The following is a 21,673-nucleotide window of genomic DNA, read 5'->3' on the forward strand; positions in this document are numbered from 1 at the left end:
GCTTGTGCGCATGCCGCCCCCGGACAGCCTCCTCGCACCGCCGGCAGCCGCCCGCGCAACGGCCTCCGCGCAGTGGGGGGCTGCGGCCGCGAACGTACGCGCGGACCGGTTCTGGCCGCGTCTGCTGCCCGTACTGGTGCTGCTGTGCGCGGTGACCCGGCTTCCGTCCCTGGCACGTCCGGTGTGGAACCCGGACGAGGGATTCCTGGCCACCCAGGCAGGGCAGTCGGCCCAGGGCGGGGTGCTCTACGAGACGGTGGTGGACCGCAAGCCGCCGCTCATGCCCCTGCTCTACCAGGGCGCGTTCGCACTCTTCGGAGACCGTTCGCTGTGGCCGCTGAAGGCGGCCGCCGCACTGGCCTTACTGGCCGGTGCGGTGCTGGTCGCGTCGCTGGCCCGCCGCCGCTGGGGCGACCGCGCCGGCCGGCTCGCGGGCGTGTGCTATCCCCTCGCCGCGGTCGCGCTCGTCCCCGAGGACGCCCAGGCGGCGACCTTCGAGGTCTTCATGCTGCCCTGCACCGTCCTGGCCATGTGGTGTGCCGACCGAGGCCGTTGGGGACGTGCGGGGCTTGCCGTCGCCGCGGCGGCGCTCACGAAGCAGACCGGCGGCGCGGTGCTGCTCCCGGTGCTGTGGCTGCTGTGGCAGTCACAGGGCGGTCGCCGGGCGGCGGCACGGCTGCTGGCCGGGAGTGTCCTTCCCGTCGTCTGTGCGGCGCTCGTGCACGGACCGGGCCGCTTCGTGTTCTGGACGGTCACCGGCTCCGGCAACTACATCTCGGCGGACGGCGCCGTACTCCACGGCTTGATGCGGGCGTTCGCCAACGGCGGCCTGATGGTGCTGGGTTGCCTGCCGATGGTGCTGGCGCTGCTGTATGCGCTGCGCCTGGGCCGTCCCCTGGGAGCGACCGCGGACGTGTGGGTGTGGCTGGCCGCCTCCGCCGCCGCCGTGACCGCGGGCTTCCAGTTCTTCGGCCACTACTTCCTGCAACTCACTCCCGCTCTCGTCCTGTTGAGCGCGTCGGCGATGCGGCACCTGCGGCCGCGCGCCGTCGTCGCGCTGCTTGCCGCCAACGCCGTCCTCGCGGCCGGGTTCCTCACCTGGGCCCTGTGGTTCTTCCCGAACGGTGAACTCGGCCATCAGCGCGCCCTGGCCGCCGCCATCCGGGCCCGTACGGCACCGAGCGACCGGGTGCTGCTGTGGGGAATGCACCCCGAGACCTACTGGTTCGCCGACCGGTCTCCCGCCTCCCGCTACCTCACCGCCGGTTTCCTCACCAACTACAGCGGTGGCCGCCCCGACGTGCGGGTGGGGGAGCGGTACGCGATGGAGGGCGCATGGCGCCACTTCCTCGGTGAGCTGGAGCGCCGGCCGCCCGTACTCGTCGTCGACGACTCACGGGGCAAGCCGTACGGCGTGCGGCGGGTGCCGACGCTGCGTGCCCACCTGGGCCGGCACTACGAGCGTGCGGGTGACGTCGACGGCGCGGTGCTGTACGTACGTTCGCACCCTTCCGCGCCCTGACAGCGGCGACGGCGCCCGCCCGCGGCAAGGAGCCTGCGGACGGACGCCGTCTCACCTGTGCGCATGCGTCAAGCAGGGACGCTGGCGACCCCCGGCTCCAGGAAGCGCCGACCGGTGGCCCGCTCGCTGACACCCTCACGGTCCAGGTACGGGGTGATCCCGCCGAGGTGGAACGGCCAGCCGGCGCCGGTGATCAGGCACAGGTCGACGTCCTGCGCCTCGGCGACCACGCCCTCGTCGAGCATGATGCGGATCTCCTGCGCGATGGCGTCCAGCGCACGGTCGCGGACCTGCTCCTCGGTCAGCACCACGTCGCCGGTCTGGAAGAGCGCCTCGACCTCCGGGTCCAGTTCCGCCTTGCCGGAGTCGTGGACGTAGAGGCCGCGCTTGCCCGCCTCGACGACGCGGCCGAGGTTCTCCGAGACACCGAAGCGGTCGGGGAAGGCGGCGTGCAGCGTCTCCGAGACGTGGTGCGCGACCGCGGGGCCGACCAGTTCGAGCAGGACGATCGGCGACATCGGCAGCCCCAGCGGCGCCAGAGCGCGGTCGGCGACCTCGACAGGCGTGCCCTCGTCGATGGAGGCCAGCACCTCGCCCAGGAACCGGGTCAGCACCCGGTTGACGACGAAGGCGGGGGCGTCCTTGACGAGAACGGCCGTCTTCTTCAGCGACTTGGCCACGGCGAAGGCGGTGGCCAGCGAGGCGTCGTCCGTGCGCTCGGCCCGTACGATCTCCAGCAGCGGCAGCACGGCGACCGGGTTGAAGAAGTGGAAGCCGACGACCCGCTCGGGGTGCTTGAGCTGCGAGGACATCTCGGAGATCGACAGCGACGAGGTGTTGGTCGCGAGGATGGCGTGCTCGGGCACCACCGCCTCGACCTCGGCGAAGATCTTCTGCTTGAGGGACATCTCCTCGAAGACGGCCTCGATGACGAAGTCCGCGTCGGCGAAGGCGGCGGACTTGTCCAGCGATCCGGTCACCAGAGCCTTCAGCCGGTTGGCCTTGTCCTGGTTGACGCGGCCCTTCAGCAGCAGCTTGTCGATCTCCTCGTGGACATAGCCCACGCCCTTCTCGACGCGCTCCTGGTCGATGTCGGTCAGCACGACCGGCACCTCCAGACGGCGCGCGAAGAGCATCGCGAGCTGCGAGGCCATCAGTCCCGCACCGACGACGCCGACCTTGGTGACAGGCCGCGCCAGGGACTTGTCCGGCGCGCCCGCGGGGCGCTTGGCGCGCTTCTGCACGAGGTTGAACGCGTAGATGCCGCTGCGCAGTTCGCCGCCCATGATGAGGTCGGCGAGCGCGCCGTCCTCCGCCTCGAAGCCCGCGCGCAGGTCGCCGCTCCTGGCGTCCGAGATGATGTCGAGAGCGCGGTAGGCGGCGGGGGCGGCGCCGTGCACCTTGCCGTCGGCGATCTGCCTGCCGCGCGCGACGGCCTGGTCCCACGCATCGCCGCGGTCGATCTCGGGCCGTACGACCTCGAGTTCGCCCTTGAGTACGGCCGCCGTCCAGCGCAGCGACTGCTCCAGGAAGTCGGCGCCCTCGAACATGGCGTCGGCGATGCCCATTTCGTAGACCTGCGGGCCCTTGAGCTGCTTGTTCTGATTGAGGGAGTTCTCGATGATGACCGAGACCGCGCGGTCGGCGCCGATGAGGTTCGGCAGCAGCGCACACCCGCCCCAGCCGGGAACGAGGCCGAGGAAGACCTCGGGAAGTCCGAAGGCGGGTGCGGCCTGCGAGACGGTGCGGTACGTGCAGTGCAGCCCGACCTCGACGCCGCCGCCCATCGCGGCGCCGTTGTAGTACGCGAAGGTCGGCACGCCCAGGTCGGCCAGGCGGCGGAAGACGGCGTGCCCGCCCTGGCCGATGGCGAGCGCGTCCTCGTGCTTCTTGAGCAGTTCGACGCCCTTGAGGTCGGCGCCGACGGCGAAGATGAAGGGCTTGCCGGTGATGCCGGCACCGACGATGGTGCCCTCCTTCGCCTCCTTCTCCACCTCGTCCAGCGCGGAGTTGAGGTTGGCCAGCGAAGCCGGCCCGAACGTGGTCGGCTTGGTGTGATCGAACCCGTTGTCCAGGGTGATCAGCGCGAACCGGCCCGCCCCGCCCGGGAGATCGAGGTGGCGTACGTGCGCCTGCGTCACGACCTCGTCCGGGAACAGCTCGGCGGCGCCCTTCAACAGCTCGGCGGTGGTGCTCACTTGCCTGCCCCCTCGAAGTTCGGGTTCTCCCAGATGACCGTTCCGCCCATGCCGAAGCCGACGCACATGGTCGTCAGCCCGTAGCGCACGTGCGGCTGCTCCTCGAACTGCCGGGCCAGCTGAGTCATCAGCCGCACGCCGGAGGAGGCCAGCGGGTGTCCGTAGGCGATCGCGCCGCCGTACTGGTTGACGCGCGGGTCGTCGTCGGCGATGCCGTAGTGGTCCAGCAGGGCCAGCACCTGCACGGCGAAGGCCTCGTTGACCTCGAACAGCCCGATGTCGTCGATGCCCAGCCCGGCCTTGGCCAGGGCCTTCTCGGTGGACGGCACGGGGCCGACGCCCATCACCTCGGGCTCGACACCGGCGAAGGCGTAGCTGACCAGCCGCATCCTCACCGGCAGGTCCATCTCCCGGGCGAAGTCCTCGGCGGCGATCAGCGAGGCCGTCGCGCCGTCGTTCAGGCCGGCGGCGTTGCCGGGCGTGACGCGGCCGTGCGCGCGGAACGGCGTCTTGAGCCCGGCCAGGTTCTCCAGCGTGGTGCCGGGGCGCATCGGCTCGTCCTGGGTGGCCAGGCCCCAGCCGGTCTCGCCGGCCTCTTCGTCGGTGCGGCGGACGGAGACGGGCACCAGATCCTGCTGGATCTTGCCGTTGGCGTACGCCTTGGCGGCCTTCTCCTGGCTGCGCACCGCGTACTCGTCGGCGCGCTGCCTGGACAGGTGGGGGAAGCGGTCGTGCAGGTTCTCCGCCGTCATGCCCATGAAAAGGGCGGACTGGTCGACCAGCTTCTCCGAGACGAAGCGCGGGTTGGGGTCGACACCCTCGCCCATGGGGTGGCGGCCCATGTGCTCGACGCCGCCCGCGAGGACCACGTCGTAGGCGCCGAAGGAGACGGACCCGGCGGTCGAGGTCACCGCCGTCATGGCGCCCGCGCACATCCGGTCGATGGAATAGCCGGGGACGGTGTTGGGCAGTCCGGCGAGGATGCCCGCGGTGCGGCCCAGGGTCAGGCCCTGGTCGCCGATCTGGGTGGTGGCGGCGATCGCCACCTCGTCGATGCGTTCCGGAGGCAGGTCCGGGTTACGGCGCAGCAGTTCGCGGATGCACTTCACGACCAGGTCGTCGGCCCGGGTCTCGTGATAGATGCCCTTGGGGCCCGCCTTGCCGAACGGTGTACGGACGCCGTCGACGAAGACGACGTCCCTAGCGGTACGAGGCACTTTGGCTCTCCTCCAGGTGCGGTACAGATACGCCGGACGGCGCGCTTCCCGCCAGCCATGCTACCCATGGGTAACTGAGGAGCAAGGCCGGACTCGGGTGAGGGGCACACGTCACACCGCGCCGGTGAGCCGCCCGCCCGCCACCGGGGCTCCCGGGCCGCTACTCGGACGGTGCGGGCGTCGCCAGCGCGTCCGTCAGCAGCGTCGCGGTCTCCTCGATCTGCCACTCACGGGCCCCCAGCGCACGCAGTGCCGAGACGACCTCCGACTCCGTGCACGTGCCGGGCGGCTGCCAGCACAGGCGCCGCACCGTGTCCGGCGTCAGCAGATTCTCCTGCGGCAGGTTCAGCTCCTCGGCGCGAGCGGTCACCGCGGTCCGCGCGGCGGTGAGCCGAGCCGCGGCGGCGGGGTCCTTGTCCGCCCAGGAGCGCGGCGGAGGCGGGCCGTTGGGAGTCTGGCTCTGCTGCGGAAGCGCCGACTCCGGCAGCTCCTTCGCCCGGTCGACGGCCGTCTGCCACTGGTCCAGCTGCTTGCGGCCCATCCGGTGCCCGTAACCCGGCAGGGCGGACAGCGCCCGCGCGTCCGAGGGCAGCGCGAGCGCCGCCTCGACGATGGCCGCGTCCGTGAGCACCTTGCCCGGCGAGACGTCCCGCTTCTGCGCGATCCTGTCCCGCGCCGTCCACAGCTCCCGTACGACCGCCATCTGCCGGCGCCGCCGCACCTTGTGCATCCCGGACGTGCGCCGCCAGGGGTCCTTGCGGGGAGGCGGGGGCGGGGCCGTGGCGATGGCCTCGAACTCCTGCCGCGCCCAGGGGAGCTTGCCCTGCCGTCCCAGCTCCTCCTCCAGCGCGTCCCGCAGGTCGATCAGCAGCTCGACGTCGAGCGCCGCGTAGTGCAGCCACGGTTCGGGCAGCGGACGCGTCGACCAGTCGACGGCGGAATGGCCCTTCTCCAGGGCGTAGCCGAGCACGTTCTCGACCATCGCGCCCAGCCCGACGCGCGCGTAACCCGCCAGCCGTCCGGCCAGCTCGGTGTCGAACAGCCGCCGGGGCACCATGCCTATCTCACGCAGACAGGGCAGGTCCTGGGTGGCAGCGTGCAGGACCCATTCCGCGTCGGCCAGCACATCGCCCAGGGCGGACAGGTCGGGGCAGCCCACCGGGTCGATCAGCGCGCTTCCCGCACCCTCGCGCCGGAGCTGCACGAGATACGCCCGCTGCCCGTACCGGTAGCCCGAGGCGCGTTCGGCGTCGACGGCGACCGGGCCGCTGCCGGAGGCGAAGGCATCGATCACCTCCGCCAGCCCCTCCGGGTCCGCGGTCACGGGCGGGACGCCCTCCCGGGGCGCCAGAAGAGGGACCGGCGCCGGACCGGGGTCCGCTTCCTCGGGCGGGGCCTGAGCTGCGTTTGCTGATGCGGTCTCTTGGGCGTCGGTCACCGGGCAAGAGTATCTGCGCGCGGCGGGTGGTTGTCCGAATGTCCGGGCAGATCGTTGTTCGTACCACCGGAAACGGCACGGAGCACCGCCCGTGGTGCGCGTGCAAAGGGCGCCCGCCGACGGTCGTGCCGCCGGCGGGCGCCCCGGAGTCCGTGCGCTCGGCTCAGTGGATGATGCCCGTACGGAGCGCCACCGCGACCATGCCTGCACGGTCGCCGGTGCCCAGCTTCCGCGCGATACGGGCCAGGTGGGACTTCACCGTCAGGGCCGAGAGGCCCATGGATACGCCGATCGCCTTGTTGGACTGGCCCTCCGCAACCAGCCGCAGCACCTCGACCTCGCGTCCGGACAGTTCGCGCTGCCCGCCCGGGTGCCCCGGGCCTCCGGGGCCGCCGCCGGGACGGCGGTGCATACGCGCGGCGGCGGCACCGATGGGCGCCGCGCCGTGCCGTGTCGGCATGGCGCCGAGATTGTTGCGGGTGCCGGTGACGACGTAGCCCTTGACGCCGCCCGCGAGGGCGTTGCGTACGGCACCGATGTCGTCGGCGGCGGAGAGGGCCAGCCCGTTCGGCCAGCCCGCGGCTCGGGTCTCGGACAGCAGGCTCAGGCCCGAGCCGTCCGGGAGATGGACGTCGGCCACGCAGATGTCGCGCGGATTGCCGACTCGGGGACGTGCCTCCGCGATCGACGACGCCTCGATCACGTCCCGAACGCCGAGAGCCCACAGGTGGCGGGTCACGGTGGAGCGGACGCGGGGGTCGGCCACGACGACCATGGCGGTCGGCTTGTTCGGGCGGTAGGCGACCAGGCTTGTGGGGTGCTCAAGAAGAACAGACACCGGGCCTCCGAGGGCTGGCTGCGGACGGAACGATTCCGGTGACCGTGCGGTGTGAGTCCGGGGTGTTCCGTGTGGAAGGGTCATAGACCTCTTCGGCAGGTCGTGAGTGCCCCTTTAGGGAATGATCACCAATTGATGACCCTTATTTCCATGATTCGGACAGTCGCTCGACGTGCCGGACGGCCGCCGTGCCCGTCACAGCGGCTGCGGTCCGCGGCGTTTGGGCAGTGAGACGACGGTGGCCCCGTCGCCCGTGTCCGGCGGCAGTCCCGCGCACTGGCACAGCAGCTCGGCCCACGCGGTGAGATGGGCTGCCATGTCGGGCAGCGCGTCCGGCGCCGCCGGATCCTCGGGACGCGGAGTCCAGCTCGCGCGGATCTCCAGCTCGGTCTGCGGCGGCCGCTCGTCCAGACCGCCGAAGAAGGAGGAGCCGGAGCGGGTGACCGTTCCGCTCGGGTCGGAGTAGAGCGCCTCCCGCACCTCCAGCGCACCCGTCAGCCACGACCACGTCACCTCGGGCAGCAGCGGGTCCCCGGCCATCTCCGGCTCCAGCTCGGTGCGGCACAGCGTCACCACGCGGAACGTGCCCTGCCACGACTCCTGGCCCGAGGGGTCGTGCAGCAGCACGAAGCGGCCGTCGGCGAGCTCCGCCGCGTCCCCGCCGTCCTCCGTGTCCGCCACCGTGGCCGACAGCGCGAAGCTGTGCGGCGCGAGGCGCTTGGGCGCGGGCAGGCCGGACAGCTGGACCTCCGGCCGTGTGCCCGCGGCCTTCAGGGCCTCCACCGCGCGCTGGAAGGGGAGCGGGGCGCCGTCGCCGCCCGAGCTCCCGGAGCCCTCCGTCATCTCTGGTCGAGCCGCTGCCATGGCCGAAGAGTAGGGCGACGGGGCGCCGCAGACCCGTAGGGACACTCGCAAGTGGCCGAAGACTGATGGGTGTTGAGGAGGTCTCCGCGCCGGGAGGGCGGTCACGGGGCGGGTGGCGCGGGTCCGGCCGCGGAGATTTGGCCGACAAGCGACGGCTCCGGGCGAGGCGCACGGGAACGGGCCGGGTGACGCGGCGGTCCCGCCGCGCACCGTCCGGTGCTCCGGGGCATCACCGGGGAACGGACGTCCCGTGGCGCATGGGAGACTCGGGGTGTGAGTGTCAACGACCGCGTGACGGGCCAGCCGACCGACCCCCGGGACTCCGCCTTCATCAGGGCGTGCAGGCGTGAGCCCGTACCGCACACGCCGGTGTGGTTCATGCGGCAGGCCGGACGGTCCCTTCCGGAGTACCGGAAGCTGCGCGAGGGCATCGCCATGCTCGACTCCTGCATGCGCCCCGATCTGGTCACCGAGATCACGCTGCAGCCCGTTCGCCGTCACGGTGTCGACGCCGCGATCTACTTCAGCGACATCGTGGTCCCGCTCAAGGCCATCGGCGTCGACCTCGACATCAAGCCCGGTGTCGGGCCGGTCGTCGAGACGCCCGTACGGACGTGGGCGGACCTGGAGCGGCTGCGCCCGCTCGACCCCGCTGACGTCCACTACGTCAGCGAGGCCGTCGGCCAGCTCACGCGCGAGCTCGGCGGAACACCGCTCATCGGCTTCGCCGGCGCCCCCTTCACGCTGGCCAGCTACCTCGTCGAGGGCGGACCGTCCCGCAATCACGAGCACACCAAGGCGCTGATGTACGGCGACCCCGAGCTGTGGGCGGCGCTGCTGGAGCGGCTCGCGGACATCACCTCCGTCTTCCTGAAGGTGCAGATCGAGGCGGGCGCCTCGGCCGTACAGCTCTTCGACTCCTGGGCGGGCGCGCTCTCCCTCGCCGACTACCGGCGCTCCGTCCTGCCCGCCTCCACGAAGGTCTTCCGGGCGGTGGCTCCCTACGGTGTGCCGCGCATCCATTTCGGTGTCGGCACGGGAGAGCTGCTGGGCGCCATGGGTGAGGCGGGAGCGGACGTCGTCGGTGCGGACTGGCGGGTGCCGCTGGACGAGGCCGCCCGCAGGACCGGTCCCGGCAAGGCCGTGCAGGGCAACCTCGACCCGGCCGTGCTCTTCGCTCCGCCCGCGGCCGTGGAGACCGAGGCGCAGCGGGTACTGGACGCGGCGCGCGGGCTGGAGGGTCACATCTTCAACCTGGGGCACGGTGTGCTGCCTCAGACCGACCCGGATGCGCTGACCCGCCTCGTGTCGTACGTGCACGAGCAGAGCACGGGCCGCGCGGAGAGCTGACGGGAGAGCGGCAGCGGCGGTTTCCGTTCCGCGCGTCCGGCCCGCGCCGCCCGCGCGCCCGGCCCGCCCGCCCCGCGCGCTACTGCCCGCGTGTGCCGGCGACCGCGCCTCGCGCCTTGCGTGCCGCGGTCAGCACCGGATCCCACACGGGAGAGAAGGGCGGCGCGTAGCCCAGGTCGAGATAGGTCATCTGCTCGACCGTCATCCCCGCGGTCAGGGCGACGGCGGCGATGTCCACACGCTTGCCCGCTCCCGCGCGCCCGACGATCTGTGTGCCCAGCAGCCGTCCCGTACCGCGCTCGGCGAGCATCTTCACGCGCATCGGCTCGCTGCCGGGGAAGTAGCCCGCGCGGCTGGTCGCCTCGGTCGTGACCGTCACGAACTGCAGCCCCACCCGGAGGGCCTGGTGCTCCAGCAGACCCGTACGCGCGATCTCCAGGTCGCAGACCTTGCTGACGGCGGTGCCGACGACGCCGGGGAACGTGGCGTACCCGCCGCCGATGTTCGCCCCGATGACCTGCCCGTGCTTGTTGGCGTGCGTGCCCAGCGCCACATGCCGGGTACGGCCCGAGACCAGGTCGAGGACCTCGACGCAGTCGCCGCCCGCCCACACGTTCTCCCGTCCGCGCACGCGCATGGCCAGATCGGTCAGCAGGCCGCCCGACTCGCCGAGGGGTAGCCCGGCATCCCGGGCGAGTGAGTTCTCGGGGACGACGCCCATGCCCAGTACGACCACGTCCGCGGGGTAGGTGGTGTCCTTCGTCGAGACGGCGCGGACACGTCCGTCCTCGCCCGTCTCCACCGCCGTGACCTCCGCGCCCGTAACCACCTCCATGCCCATCTCGCACATGGCGTCGCGCACCAGCTCGCCCATGTCCGGATCGAGGGTCGTCATGGGCTGGGCGGCCCGGTCCACGACCGTCACCTCGAAGCCGCGCTGCACCAGTGCCTCCGCCATCTCCACGCCGATGTAGCCCGCGCCGACGACCACGGCACGCCGCCCGCCTCCGCGGGAGCCGTCCGCCGTGGCACGCAGGCTCTCCAGCACCGCCTGGCCGTCCTCCAGGGACTGCACGCCGTGCACGCCCTCGGCGTCGATGCCGGGCAGCGGCGGGCGCATCGGGCGGGCACCGGTCGCGACGACGAGTTCGTCGAAGTCCGTCCAGCTCTCCCGCCCGCCGCCGGAGCGCTCACGGGCGCGCACCCGCTGCCGGTCCAGGTCGAGTTCGGTGACCTCGGTCCGCATGCGCACTTCGATGCCGCGGTCGCGGTGCTCCTGGGGCGTACGGGCGATCAGGTCGTCCCGCGCGTGCACGGAACCGCCGATCCAGTACGGGATTCCGCATGCGGAGTAGGAGGTGAAGTCGCCCCGTTCGAAGGCGACGATCTCCAGCTCGTCCGGGCCCTTGAGCCTGCGGGCCTGGGATGCGGCGGACATGCCCGCCGCGTCCCCGCCCACGACCACCATCCGGCGTGCAGCAGCCATGAGGTCTGCTCCCTCCGTCCTGGACGCGCGAGGTCACGCGTCGTCATGTGAGAACCGAAAAAGAACCGGACCGGGAAGTACCGAACCGGAGAAGAACCGAACTGTCCGCGCCCGCGGGTGCACTGCCCACGCTAGTGCTGTGGCCGGGAAGGTTTGCCGGGCGTCGCGAGCCGGTGAACCTTCCCGGCCACAGCACTGGTGCCGGCCGCGGCACCGACCGGGCGTCGTCCGTCCCCACCCGGTGCTCTGCGAGAGTGGTCGTATGCATGTGATCGTGATCGGCGGGGGGATCTCAGGGCTGGCCGCGGCGAAGGGGCTGCTGGAGGGCGGCGCGACGGTGACCGTGCTGGAGGGCTCCGGGCGTCTCGGCGGGAAGCTGCTGACCGGCCGGATCGCCGGGAGTGCCGAGGTCGATCTGGGCGCGGAGGCGATGCTGGCGCGGCGGCCCGAAGCGGTGGAACTCGCGCGGGCGGCGGGGCTCGGCGAGGCCCTGGAAGCACCGGCGGCCGCGGGCGCCGCGATCTGGTCGCGCGGTGAGCTGTGCCCGATGCCCAAAGGGCATGTGATGGGCGTACCCGGTGATCCGGACGCGCTGCGCGGACTGCTCTCCGCCGAGGGCCTCGCCCGTCTCGCGCAGGATGCCGGGCTGCCGCCCACAGCCATGGGCGAGGACGTCGCGATCGGCGAGTACGTGGCGGCACGGCTGGGCCGCGAGGTCGTGGACCGTCTCGTCGAACCTCTGCTGGGCGGCGTGTACGCCGGTGACGCGTACCGGATCTCGATGCGCGCGGCGGTGCCGCAGCTCTTCGAGGCCGCGCGCGGGGAGCCCTCGCTGCTGGCCGGAGTGCGCGCCCTGCAGGCGCGGGCGCCCGTACAGCCCGCGGACTCTCCCGTGTTCATGGGGATCAGGGGCGGTGTGGGAAGGCTGCCGGGGGCGGTGGCGGCGGCCTGCAGGGCTGCCGGTGCCCGCATCCGCACCGGCACTCCGGTGGCGGAGCTGCGCGCCGGTCCGGCGGCAGACAGTGGGCCGTCGCCGTCGCCGTCGCCGTCGGGGGCGGGAGCGGGAGCGGACGCGGAGCCGGGCGCAGGGCGGTGGCAGGTGATCACGCGGAGCGGCGAGTGCCTGAGCGCCCACGCGGTCGTCCTCGCGGTGCCCGCGCCGCAGGCCGCCCGGCTGCTCGCGGGAGCGGTGCCCGTGGCGGCGGCGGAGCTGGATGCCGTGGAGTACGCGTCGATGGCTCTGGTCACCCTGGCGTTCCGGCGCGCCGACCTGGAGCGGACGCCGTCGGGCAGCGGCTTCCTGGTGCCGCCCGTGGACGGCCGTTCCATCAAGGCCTCCACCTTCTCCAGCAACAAGTGGGGCTGGGTGGCCGCGCAGGACCGCGAACTGTTCGTGCTGCGGACCTCGCTCGGGCGGCACACGGAGGAAGCCGTGCTGGAGCGTGACGACGCCGGGCTCGTCGAGCTGTCGCTGCGTGATTTGCGCGACGCGGCCGGGGTCTCGGCACGGCCCGCCGACCAGATCGTGACCCGCTGGAACGGCGGGCTGCCCCAGTACCCGGTCGGCCATACGCAGCGCGTGGAGCGTGTCCGTACGGCTGTGGCACGGGTGCCCGGACTGGCGGTGTGCGGAGCGGCGTACGAGGGAGTGGGCATCCCCGCGTGCGTCGCGAGCGGACAGCGCGCGGCGCGGGAGACCCTCGCGCAGGGCGTTCCGCACAGCGCGCGAGAATAGGGCCATGACTGCTGCACCTGGGAAGGCGCCCCACGCGGGCAAGAAGGCCAAGGACCTCAACGAGGTCGTGCGATACACCCTCTGGTCGGTCTTCCGGCTGCGCGACGAACTGTCCGAGGACCACTCCCGCTACGCGGACGAGGTGGAGGAGCTGTTCGCGCAGCTCGCCGAGAAGGACGTCGTCGTGCGCGGCACCTACGACGTCTCGGGGCTGCGGGCCGACGCGGACATCATGGTCTGGTGGCATGCCGGCTCCTCCGACGCGCTCCAGGAGGCCTACAACCGTTTCCGCCGCACACGGCTGGGACGGGCGCTGGAGCCGGTGTGGTCGAACATGGCGCTGCACCGGCCGGCCGAGTTCAACAAGTCGCACGTACCGGCCTTCGTGGCGGAGGAGGAGCCGCGGGCGTATGTGAGCGTCTATCCGTTCGTGCGCTCCTACGAGTGGTATCTCCTGCCCGACGAGGACCGCCGGCGGATGCTCGCCGACCACGGGAAGATGGCGCGCGGCTTCCCGGACGTACGGGCGAACACGGTGCCCGCCTTCTCACTCGGCGACTACGAGTGGATTCTCGCGTTCGAGGCCGACGAACTGCACCGCATCGTCGACCTCATGCGGCATCTGCGCGGCTCCGAGGCGCGCATGCACGTACGGGAAGAGGTGCCCTTCTACACGGGGCGGCGCAAGCCGGTCGGTGAGCTGCTGGCCGGGCTGCTGCAGGGGCCGGGCGGGGGTGCGGGCGGCACGGGCGTCTGAGCGTCCTGCTGGCAGTACCGGCGTCGTGCCCTCCGTGCCGGTTATGCCGCGAGCCGGTGAACCTTCCCGGCCACAGCACTAGCTCCGCGAGCCGTGCCCGGGCTCCCGCTGCGGCTGCGGCGAGGGGCGCGCGGGGCATGTGGCCGCGCGGCTCTCGGGTGCCGTCCCGTGCAGCAGGTACGCGGCCAGGTGCCTGTCCGCGCATCTGTTGCCGCCGGCGACGCCGTGCGTGCCGGCGCCCTTCTCGGTCACGAGGGAGGAGCCGGACAGGCGGTGCCACGTCTCCACCGCGCCCCGGTAGGGAGTGGCGGGGTCGCGTGTGGCGGCGAGGAGCAGCACCGGCGGCAGTTCGCCGGGCCGGGTGCCCACTTCCACGGGGCGGGACCGCCTGCCCTTCCAGTAGGCGCAGGGAAGGTTCTGCCAGGCGTTCTCCCAGGTCTGGAACGGGGCGCGGAGGGCGAGCCGGGTGTGGTCGCGGTCCCAGCGCGACCATGCGCGCGGCCACGGCGCGTCGGAGCACTGCACGGCGCGGTGTACGGCGTCGCCGTTCTCCGCACGGGCCGCCGCGGCCGTGCCGGGGCCGGGCCCGGGTGCCGGTGCGGCCAGGCCGACCAGCGGCCGCGGGTCGCCTCTGTGGAAGTCCGCGAGCGCCGCGGCGTGCCGGTCCCAGGAGTCCTCGTCGTGGCCGACGGCGAGGTAGCCGGCGAGAAGTTGCCTCGATCCGACCCCGCTGCCGGCCGATCCGCCCACGCGTCTGCGGTCGAGAGTGTCGCGCACCTCGTCGAAGTGGCGCTGCACGGCGTGTGCCGTGCGGCCGAGCCCGTAGACGGAGTGGTGCCGGGCCACCCACCTCTTCCAGTCGTTCCAGCGGCGTTCGAAGGCGAGGCTCTGGTCGAGCGCCGAGCGGTACCAGATCTTCTCGGGGCGGGGATCGACGACGCTGTCGAGGACCAGCCGGCGTACGTGCCCGGGGAAGAGCGTGGCGTAGACGGAGCCCAGGTAGCTGCCCCAGGAGGTTCCCAGGAAGTTCAGCTTTCCGCCGCCGAGGGCGGCGCGCAGCACGTCGAGGTCGCGGGCGTTGTCGCGCGTGGTCCAGTGGTTGAGCCTCTCGCCTTCTTTTCGCGCGCAGTCCGCCGCGTACGCGGCTGCCTTCTCCCGCATCCTCCGCTTGAAGGAGGAGGACGGCTCACGCGGCGAGCGCGTGGGTCCTCTCTCCGCCTTCCCCGGCTCCCGGCAGCTGAGCGGTGCCGAACGCCCGACACCGCGGGGTGCGTAACCGACGAGGTCGTAGGCCCTGTTGAGCTTCTTCCACACGCCGCCCGCCATCCGTGCCGACAGCGGGAAGGCCATTCCGCTCGCGCCGGGGCCGCCCGGGTTGTGCAGCAGTGGTCCCTGCCGCTCCTCGGCGGGACCGGTCGCGCGTCTGCGGCTGACGGTGAGTCCGATCCTCTCGCCATCCGGCAGGGCGTAGTCGACGGGCACGGTGACCTCGCCGCACTGGACGCCGGGCCCCGTGCCGGAGAGGTCCTCGGCGGGCGGGCACGTCCGCCACTCGATCCCGGCGGTCGCCGCCGCTTCTGCCGCCTCCGCCGTGCCGGCGTCCTGGCGGGCCTCCCGCAGGGGCAGGGGCAGGGAGTTGGTGGTACCGCCGCCCGTGACGACGGTGGCGGCTGTCAGGACCAGGGCGCCGAGCGTGCCGTGGAGCGCGGCTGAACGCACTGAGTGCCTCGTTCCTCTTGTGCCGTGGAGAGACGGACGGACACACGCGGGGCGTTGCGTGTCCGTCCGTGCGCGATGCGTGACAAGTGGAAGGCTCGGCAGGTCAGTTGGCGAAGTAAAGCACCAGGGGCCGGTGTCGGCGTCAATGCGCCCGATGCAGCGACGGCCCCCACTGGTGTGCGTGTCCGGGCGGCGGTCTTCACGTGCGTCAGCACCCCGGCGGTACGAAGCCCTCCGCTGCCGGCCTCAGCCCGGTCCCAGCCGGGCCTCAGAGGCCGAAGCCCGTCCGCGGCAGGCGCAGCAGCCGCCGCGGGCGTCCTCGGGGCAGCGGCGCCGGCCCGGAACGCTCCCGCCACCAGCGGCGCAGCTCCCTGCGCGTGCCGCGCCCGTCCGCGCCGCCCTCGTCCAGCACGTGCCGGACGAAGTCCAGCGCGTCGCGCCGGTGGCCGTCGGTGAGCGGCCGGCCCCGCGCGTACGCGGCGAAGGCCGAGCGGTATGCCTTCTCGCCCAGTATCCGCGGTAGTTCGGGCGCCACCTTCGCCACGACGTCGGCACGCTTGGCGGTCAGCGCACGCCGCTGTACGGCGAGCCTGTCCGCGTCGAACCCCGCGGGCACGGGCGCACCGGCGACCAGCGCCGCCAGCAGTCCGGCCTGTGCCTGTGCGAGCCGCTCCCGTGCGGCGGCGGTCTCCGCGGCTTCTTCCGCGTCCGCCCCGCCTGTCTCGTCAGCCCTGTCTGTCTTGTCTGGGTTGTCTGGATTGTCAGCCATGGTGCCCCGCCCGCTGTGCGCTGCCGCCGCCGAGCACGGCCCGGATGCTGTCGAGCTCCTCCGCTAGTCGGGCCACGGGTGGGAAGTTCTCGTCCCGTTCCAGCAGGACGCCACCGGGCACTGTCCGCGCGCACAGCGTCTCCAGCACGTCCAGTACGGGCCGCGTCACAGGGTGGCCGTGGCTGTCGTGCCAGACGCCGTCCCGTTCGACGCCGCCCGCCACATGTACGTACGCCAGTGCCTCCAGCGGCAGTTCGTCCAGCGCGGAGGCCGGGTCCTCGCCGCGGTTGACGTGGTTGGTGTGCAGGTTGGCGACGTCGATGAGCAGCCCTACGCCGGTGCGTTCGACAAGTTCGGCGAGGAATTGGCCCTCGGTCATCTCCTCGCCGGGCCAGTTGACGAGTGCGGCGATGTTCTCCATTGCGAGCGGTACGGGCAGGGCTTCCTGCGCGATGCGCACGTTCTCGCACAGGACGCGCAGCGCGTCCCAGGTGCGCGGGACGGGCAGCAGGTGGCCCGCCTCCATCCGAGGGGTCCCGGTGAGGGGGCCGCCGGCGCGTACGAAGGCGATGTGCTCGGTGACCAGCGGCGCCCGCAGCGCCTCGGCCCGTTCGGCGAGGGCCGCCAGCCGCTGCCCGTCGGGCAGTTCGGCACCGCCGAGCCCGAGCGAGACTCCGTGCGGCACGACTGTCGTGCCGCGTTCGAGCAGCCGCAGCAGCGGGTCCGGGAGGTGACCGGGACAGATGTTCTCCGAGACCACCTCGACCCAGTCGATGCCCGGCAGCGCCTCGATGCCGTCGGCGATCTCGGGCCGCCAGCCGATACCGGTGCCCAGCCGCACACCCGGCGGTGTCCCCTCCATGTGCGACTCCCTTCCCTCCGTGCGCCCGTGCTGCCGCGTCCGTCCCCCACCGGCTTCTGCCACGGTCGGCGGGGTCGAACCGCCCACGCCGCCGGTTCAGAGCGAGATCTGAGGTTGGTCCGTACGCTCCTCAGCGTCAGCGCAGCGCTGGATGGTCGGCGACGACGGTGCATGAGCCGGCCGCGATCTCGGTGAATCCCGCGTCGCGCACGACCGGCAGTCCGCCGCTGACCAGCCTCTTCCACTCCGCCGCTCCCGGCGCGGTGCGTACGGCGAGCGAAAAGCCCGTTCCGTGCCAGTGGGCGCGGGCCGCTGCGGGCAGCGCCCACCATGCCAGCTGCGCTCCGTGCGCCGCCTGCGCCATCGCTTTGCCCGCCGACATCCCGAGGTCCGGGGCGAGCCACAGCACGGGCTGTCCGTCAGCCGGCCGCGGCGGCGGGCTCCCGTCCGTCAGTTCGGTGCCGGAGACCTGCAGCCGTGCCAGGTCCCTCGGCCAGTCGTCCACGGGTACGGGCGGGGCCACCCGAACGGTGGCCGTTCCGCCGGTCACCGTGAGGCCCGGCAGGGCGGCGGCCCGGCGCCAGTCCCCCTTACGGGCGCGGCGCACCACCTTGCGGATCGCGCTTCCCTCCCACAGCCGTACGGACTCCGCCCACTCGCCGTCGCCGTTGCTGCGTTCGTCGGCGAGGAAGGTGAGCACCGCGCGGGCCGCGGTCTCGAGCGCGTCGGTCAGGTCCGGCGGTTCGTCGCGCTCCACGCGGACCACCAGTGGAAGTGCGTACTCCTGTGCGTGGCTCACCCGGTCAGTCTGCCAGCGACCGTCGGGGCAACTTCCGCGGGAGCGGGCGGAGTCGGCCGGAGGAAGGGGCGGTCCGCCGCAGTGCTGGCCGCGGTCTCCGGTGGCGACCTCCGGCGTGTCGGCTCAGCGCTGCACCGCGCGAACCCCGGGGCAATTATTCTTAATGCCGGTTTTGCGAATATCTGATTATTGCGAGCGGGTAGGTGTGCGGGGACGCGGACCGCCGGGTGCGTGCGACGGACCCGGCGCGCCGCAGCGCCGCCAGGCACATGCCCCTCCTCAGCCACGACGCCGCAACGGCGTCCCCCACGAGGGAGGAGAAGGCGATGGCCAAGGCCCTGAAAGGGCAACGGCAGACCGCCCGGCCGGTGCCCGACGTGCCGGTCGTGCTGTCCGTCAACGGGCGCCAGTACAAGCTGTATCTCGACGCGAGGGTCACCCTGCTCGACGCGCTGCGCGACCACATGGGTCTGACCGGGACGAAGAAGGGCTGCGACCAGGGCGCCTGCGGGGCGTGCACCGTGCACGTCAACGGCAAGCGCGTCCTTGCCTGTCTGACGCTGGCCGCACAGTGCGAGGAGAGGGAGGTCACCACCATCGAGGGACTGATCGGCTCGGACGGCCCGCACCCCCTGCAGGAGTCCTTCGTCCGCCACGACGGCTTCCAGTGCGGCTTCTGCACACCCGGTCAGATCATGTCGGCCGCGGCCCTGCTGAAGGAGGGCAGGGCAGGCTCGGACGAGGACGTCCGCGAGTTCATGAGCGGCAACCTCTGCCGCTGCGGTGCGTACACCAACATCGTGGCCGCCGTGCGCGAGGTGGCGTCGACGGGAGGCGCGGATGCTTCCCTTTGACTACGCACGCGCCGCCGACGTCGACGAGGCCGTCAACCTCCTCGCCGCGGACCCCGCCGCGTCGTACCTCGCGGGCGGCACCACGCAGCTCGACCTGATGAAGGACGGAGTGCTCGGGCCGGAGCGGCTGGTCGACATCACCCGCCTCCCCCTGCGCGGCGTCACCCGGACCGACGAGGGACTGCACGTCGCGGCGCTCACGACGATGGAGGAACTCGCCGCTGATCCCACGGTTGCCGAGCATCTCCCGGTGGTCCGTCAGGCGCTGCTGCTTGGCGCCTCCACCCAGCTGCGCAACATGGCGACCATCGGCGGCAATCTCCTCCAGCGGGCCCGCTGCCGCTACTTCCGTGACCCCACCGTGCCCGAGTGCAACAAGCGCGCTCCCGGGTCGGGCTGTGCCGCCGTCGCCCACACCGCGAGGATGCACGCGATCCTCGGCGTCAGCGAACGGTGTATCGCCGTCCACGCCTCCGACCTGGCCGTCGCACTGGTCGCGCTGGACGCCGTGGTCCACATCCAGGGAACCTCAGGGCGCCGCAGCGTGCCGCTGACGCAGTTCTACCGGGAAGCCTCCACCAGCCCCGACGTCGAGAACGTCCTCGTGCACGGTGAGCTGATCACGGGCGTCACCGTTCCCCGCCTGCCGGAGAAGTCCGCGTCCGGCTACGTCAAAGTCCGCGACCGCGCCTCCTACGAGTTCGCCCTGGCGTCGGCTGCCGTCGCACTCACGGTGAAGGACGGCACGATCAGCCAGGCCCGCGTCGGACTGGGGGGAGTCGCCTCGAAGCCGTGGCGCTCGCTGGAGGCCGAGCAGGTCCTCACCGATTCGGCCGCGAGCGAGGAGACCTTCCGTGAGGCCGCGGCAGCCGCGGTGGAGGGAGCCTGGACCGTCCCCGGCACCGCCTTCAAGGTCGAACTCGCCCAGCGCACCCTCGTACGAGCCCTGCGGACCGTCTCAGGAGTCGCGCCATGAGCCTCGCCGAAGCCGCACCCCTCGTCGGAGAAGGCGTCGACCGCGTCGACGGAGCCCGCAAGACGGCCGGAGCCGCCGCTTATCCCAGCGACGTCAACGTGCCCGGGCAGGCGCATGCCGCCCTCGTCCAGAGCACCGTCGCCGCGGGACGCATCCGTGAACTGGACACCAGAGCGGCCCAGACGGCCCCCGGTGTGCTGGCCGTCATCACCCACCGCAACACGCCCCGTCTGCCCGACAGCCCGATGACCGCCCTCGGTGCGTCACCGCCCCTCCCCTTCCAGGACGACCGCATCCTGCACCACGGTCAGCACGTCGCCCTGGTGGTCGCACAGACACCGGAGCAGGCGGCGTCCGCCGCCCGGCTGGTCGAAGTCGCCTACGACAGTGAGGAGCCCGTCACACGGACCGACGATCCGCGCGCCGAGCGGGGCGAGAACCCCTGGGGCCTGGACAGCGAATGGGGCTCCGCCGCGGAGGCGCTCGACTCGGCCGACGTCAAGGTCTCGGCCACGTACACCACGCCCGACAACACCAACAACCCGCTGGGCCTCTTCGCGACGGTGGCGACCTGGGAGGAGAACACGCTCACCGTCCACGACTCGACCCAGTGGCCCGCGATGGCGCGCGCCACTCTCGCGAAGGTCTTCGACGTGCCGGAGAGCGCCGTGAGGGTGCTGGCGCCCTACGTGGGAGGGGCGTTCGGCAACGGTCTGCGCGTGTGGCCGCACGTCGTCCTGACCGTGCTCGCCGCCCGCATGACGAAGCGGCCCGTCAAACTCGTCCTCACCCGGCCCCAGATGTTCACCTCGGTCGGTCACCGTCCTAGCAGTGTCCAGCGGATCGCCCTCGGAGCGGACCGGGACGGACGGCTGGTGGCGCTCGACCACCGCGCCACGTCCTCCCTCGCGATGGAGGACGACGACTTCGAGCCGGTGGCGGCGACGTCGGCGGCCGCCTACGCCTGTCCCAACGTGGTCACCAGGGACAGCCTGACGCGCCTCAACGTCACCGCGCCCACCTCCATGCGTGCACCGGCGATCGGTCAGGGCAATTTCGCCCTCGAGTCCGCGCTGGACGAACTCGCCCTCGCCCTGGAGACCGATCCGCTCGAACTGCGGCTGCGCAACCACGCCAGGGTCCACCCGGGGAACGGCATGCCCTGGTCGAGCAACGCGCTCAGGGAGTGCTACGAGGCCGGCGCCGAAAGGTTCGGCTGGTACGGCCGCGAGGCGGAGCCGCGTTCCATGCGGGACGGTGACTGGCTCGTCGGATACGGGATGGCCGGTGTCAGCTACCCCTGGTACGCCGCGCCGTGCAACGCCCGCGCGACCCTCCACCGGGACGGCAGCGCCCTCGTCCGAAGCGCCGCGACGGACATCGGGACCGGCACGTACACCGTGATGACGCAGGTGTCGGCCGGAGCGCTCGGCATTCCGCTGGAACGGGTGCGCTTCGACCTCGGCGACTCCGACATGCCCAACTCCCCGCAGGCGGGCGGCTCGGGGCTGACCGGCGCGCTGGCCACAGCGGTGGACGACGCGTGCGGCGGGGTCCTCCGGCGTGTCCTCGACCTGGTGCGGGAGGACGCGGGCTCGCCGCTGCGGGGATGCGGTGCCGGGGAGGTGGCCGTCGGCGGCGGCCGTATGCATGTGCGCGGCGACCCGGGGCGGGGCGAGTCGTTCGCGGACATCCTGGACCGGCACGGCCTGGAGGAGGTGACCGCCGACGGGGCCAGTACGCCCGCCGATCCGTCGGTACTGGGCATGGCTCCGGCGGGGGCGTTCGGGGCGAAGTTCGTGGAGGTGCGCGTGGACGCGGACCTCGGCGTCATCCGCGTCGCCCGGGTGGTGTCGGCGATCGACGGCGGCCGGATCCTCAACGAGAAGACGGCCCGCAGCCAGATCATCGGCGGAACCGTCGGCGGCATCGGTCAGGCGCTGTTCGAGGCGACGGAGACGGACGAGGGGACCGGCCGTATCGCGAATGCCACGTTCGGCGACTATCTCGTGCCCGTCAATGCGGACGTGACGGACATGGACGTCGTCTTCGTGGGGGAGGCCGACCGGGCGACGCCGCTGGGCACCAAGGGAGTCGGCGAGATCGGACTGGTCGGGATCGCGGCGGCGGTGGCGAACGCCGTGCACCACGCGACGGGCAGGCGCGTCCGGTCCCTGCCGATCACACTCGACACCCTGCTGTGAGCGTGACGCGCCCCTGACGGACGACGGGCCGCACCGGGGCGGGAACGTGCGTACGGCACGCTCCCGCCCCGGTGCGGCACCCGCC

At 72.4% G+C, this 21,673-nt stretch carries 15 protein-coding genes and 1 pseudogene; 7 read left to right on the forward strand and 9 right to left on the reverse strand.

Annotation, left to right across the window (positions count from 1 at the left end; translation table 11 throughout):
- Positions 1-10 precede the first annotated feature (10 nt).
- Positions 11-1,522 (forward strand): glycosyltransferase family 39 protein, encoded by a 1,512-nt coding sequence (locus H343_RS0122705; protein WP_028433015.1) that lies wholly within the window; start codon positions 11-13, stop codon positions 1,520-1,522.
- Between the two features lie 68 nt (positions 1,523-1,590).
- Here the strand turns inward: H343_RS0122705 and H343_RS0122710 are convergent, their stop codons facing one another.
- From H343_RS0122710 to H343_RS0122730, 5 genes are all read right to left on the reverse strand, one after another.
- Positions 1,591-3,720 carry a 3-hydroxyacyl-CoA dehydrogenase NAD-binding domain-containing protein gene (locus tag H343_RS0122710; RefSeq protein WP_028433016.1) on the reverse strand — a complete coding sequence of 710 codons (2,130 nt, stop codon included), beginning with the start codon at positions 3,718-3,720 and terminating at the stop codon, positions 1,591-1,593.
- Positions 3,717-4,937 (reverse strand): acetyl-CoA C-acyltransferase, encoded by a 1,221-nt coding sequence (locus tag H343_RS0122715; protein WP_028433017.1) that lies wholly within the window; start codon positions 4,935-4,937, stop codon positions 3,717-3,719. The genes H343_RS0122710 and H343_RS0122715 overlap by 4 nt, the downstream gene beginning before the upstream one ends.
- A 160-nt stretch (positions 4,938-5,097) precedes the next feature.
- Entirely contained in the window at positions 5,098-6,375 is a 1,278-nt protein-coding gene (locus tag H343_RS0122720; RefSeq protein WP_028433018.1) for a ribonuclease D, read from the reverse strand.
- Between the two features lie 163 nt (positions 6,376-6,538).
- Positions 6,539-7,213, reverse strand: coding sequence for a response regulator transcription factor (locus H343_RS0122725; RefSeq protein ID WP_028433019.1), 675 nt, complete (start codon positions 7,211-7,213; stop codon positions 6,539-6,541).
- Between the two features lie 195 nt (positions 7,214-7,408).
- The gene (locus H343_RS0122730; RefSeq protein WP_028433020.1) at positions 7,409-8,077 is read right to left on the reverse strand and encodes a DUF3000 domain-containing protein; all 669 of its coding nucleotides are present in this window, start codon (positions 8,075-8,077) and stop codon (positions 7,409-7,411) included.
- 273 nt (positions 8,078-8,350) lie between these two features.
- On the opposite strand from H343_RS0122730, the gene hemE reads away from it, so the two are divergent.
- On the forward strand, positions 8,351-9,427 hold the full coding sequence (gene hemE / locus H343_RS0122735) for a uroporphyrinogen decarboxylase (protein WP_028433021.1): 1,077 nt from the start codon (positions 8,351-8,353) through the stop codon (positions 9,425-9,427).
- A gap of 79 nt (positions 9,428-9,506) precedes the next feature.
- Here hemE and H343_RS0122740 read toward each other — a convergent pair whose 3' ends face one another.
- A complete protein-coding gene (locus tag H343_RS0122740) occupies positions 9,507-10,913 on the reverse strand; it encodes an FAD-dependent oxidoreductase (RefSeq protein WP_028433022.1) in 1,407 nt (468 codons plus the stop codon).
- A 262-nt stretch (positions 10,914-11,175) separates the two neighbouring features.
- Here H343_RS0122740 and hemG point away from each other — a divergent pair, with 262 nt between their 5' ends.
- Complete coding sequence (hemG, locus tag H343_RS0122745) at positions 11,176-12,648, forward strand: protoporphyrinogen oxidase (protein WP_037904755.1); 1,473 nt, start codon at positions 11,176-11,178, stop codon at positions 12,646-12,648.
- A gap of 4 nt (positions 12,649-12,652) precedes the next feature.
- Positions 12,653-13,405 carry a hydrogen peroxide-dependent heme synthase gene (gene hemQ / locus H343_RS32275; RefSeq protein WP_051265784.1) on the forward strand — a complete coding sequence of 251 codons (753 nt, stop codon included), beginning with the start codon at positions 12,653-12,655 and terminating at the stop codon, positions 13,403-13,405.
- A 78-nt stretch (positions 13,406-13,483) separates the two neighbouring features.
- On the opposite strand, the gene H343_RS0122755 is transcribed toward hemQ, so the two are convergent.
- From H343_RS0122755 to H343_RS32285, 3 genes and pseudogenes are all read right to left on the reverse strand, one after another.
- Positions 13,484-15,124, reverse strand: coding sequence for an alpha/beta hydrolase (locus H343_RS0122755; RefSeq protein WP_028433024.1), 1,641 nt, complete (start codon positions 15,122-15,124; stop codon positions 13,484-13,486).
- Positions 15,125-15,392: 268 nt separating this feature from the next.
- Positions 15,393-16,755: pseudogene (locus tag H343_RS32280) on the reverse strand (MbnB/TglH/ChrH family RiPP precursor modification enzyme).
- 136 nt (positions 16,756-16,891) lie between these two features.
- Positions 16,892-17,554, reverse strand: a complete 663-nt coding sequence (locus tag H343_RS32285; protein WP_051265786.1) for an aminoacyl-tRNA hydrolase — start codon at positions 17,552-17,554, stop codon at positions 16,892-16,894.
- A 326-nt stretch (positions 17,555-17,880) separates the two neighbouring features.
- On the opposite strand from H343_RS32285, the gene H343_RS0122775 reads away from it, so the two are divergent.
- The 3 genes from H343_RS0122775 to H343_RS0122785 are packed head-to-tail and all read left to right on the forward strand — an operon-like array spanning position 17,881 to position 21,588.
- Entirely contained in the window at positions 17,881-18,408 is a 528-nt protein-coding gene (locus H343_RS0122775; protein ID WP_051265789.1) for a (2Fe-2S)-binding protein, read from the forward strand.
- Positions 18,395-19,384 carry an FAD binding domain-containing protein gene (locus H343_RS0122780; RefSeq protein WP_028433028.1) on the forward strand — a complete coding sequence of 330 codons (990 nt, stop codon included), beginning with the start codon at positions 18,395-18,397 and terminating at the stop codon, positions 19,382-19,384. The genes H343_RS0122775 and H343_RS0122780 overlap by 14 nt, the downstream gene beginning before the upstream one ends.
- Positions 19,381-21,588: a xanthine dehydrogenase family protein molybdopterin-binding subunit gene (locus H343_RS0122785; protein WP_028433029.1), complete on the forward strand. Its 2,208-nt coding sequence runs from the start codon at positions 19,381-19,383 to the stop codon at positions 21,586-21,588. The genes H343_RS0122780 and H343_RS0122785 overlap by 4 nt, the downstream gene beginning before the upstream one ends.
- The last annotated feature ends 85 nt before the right edge of the window (positions 21,589-21,673 follow it).

The organism is Streptomyces sp. TAA204, assembly GCF_000424965.1.

Coding starts and splice junctions, on each gene's coding strand:
- H343_RS0122705 (WP_028433015.1), top strand. CDS start 11: ATGCCGCCCCCGGACAGCCTCCTCGCACCGCCGGCAGCCGCCCGCGCA.
- H343_RS0122730 (WP_028433020.1), bottom strand. CDS start 8,077: ATGGCAGCGGCTCGACCAGAGATGACGGAGGGCTCCGGGAGCTCGGGC.
- H343_RS0122740 (WP_028433022.1), bottom strand. CDS start 10,913: ATGGCTGCTGCACGCCGGATGGTGGTCGTGGGCGGGGACGCGGCGGGC.
- hemG (WP_037904755.1), top strand. CDS start 11,176: ATGCATGTGATCGTGATCGGCGGGGGGATCTCAGGGCTGGCCGCGGCG.
- hemQ (WP_051265784.1), top strand. CDS start 12,653: ATGACTGCTGCACCTGGGAAGGCGCCCCACGCGGGCAAGAAGGCCAAG.
- H343_RS0122775 (WP_051265789.1), top strand. CDS start 17,881: ATGGCCAAGGCCCTGAAAGGGCAACGGCAGACCGCCCGGCCGGTGCCC.
- H343_RS0122780 (WP_028433028.1), top strand. CDS start 18,395: ATGCTTCCCTTTGACTACGCACGCGCCGCCGACGTCGACGAGGCCGTC.
- H343_RS0122785 (WP_028433029.1), top strand. CDS start 19,381: ATGAGCCTCGCCGAAGCCGCACCCCTCGTCGGAGAAGGCGTCGACCGC.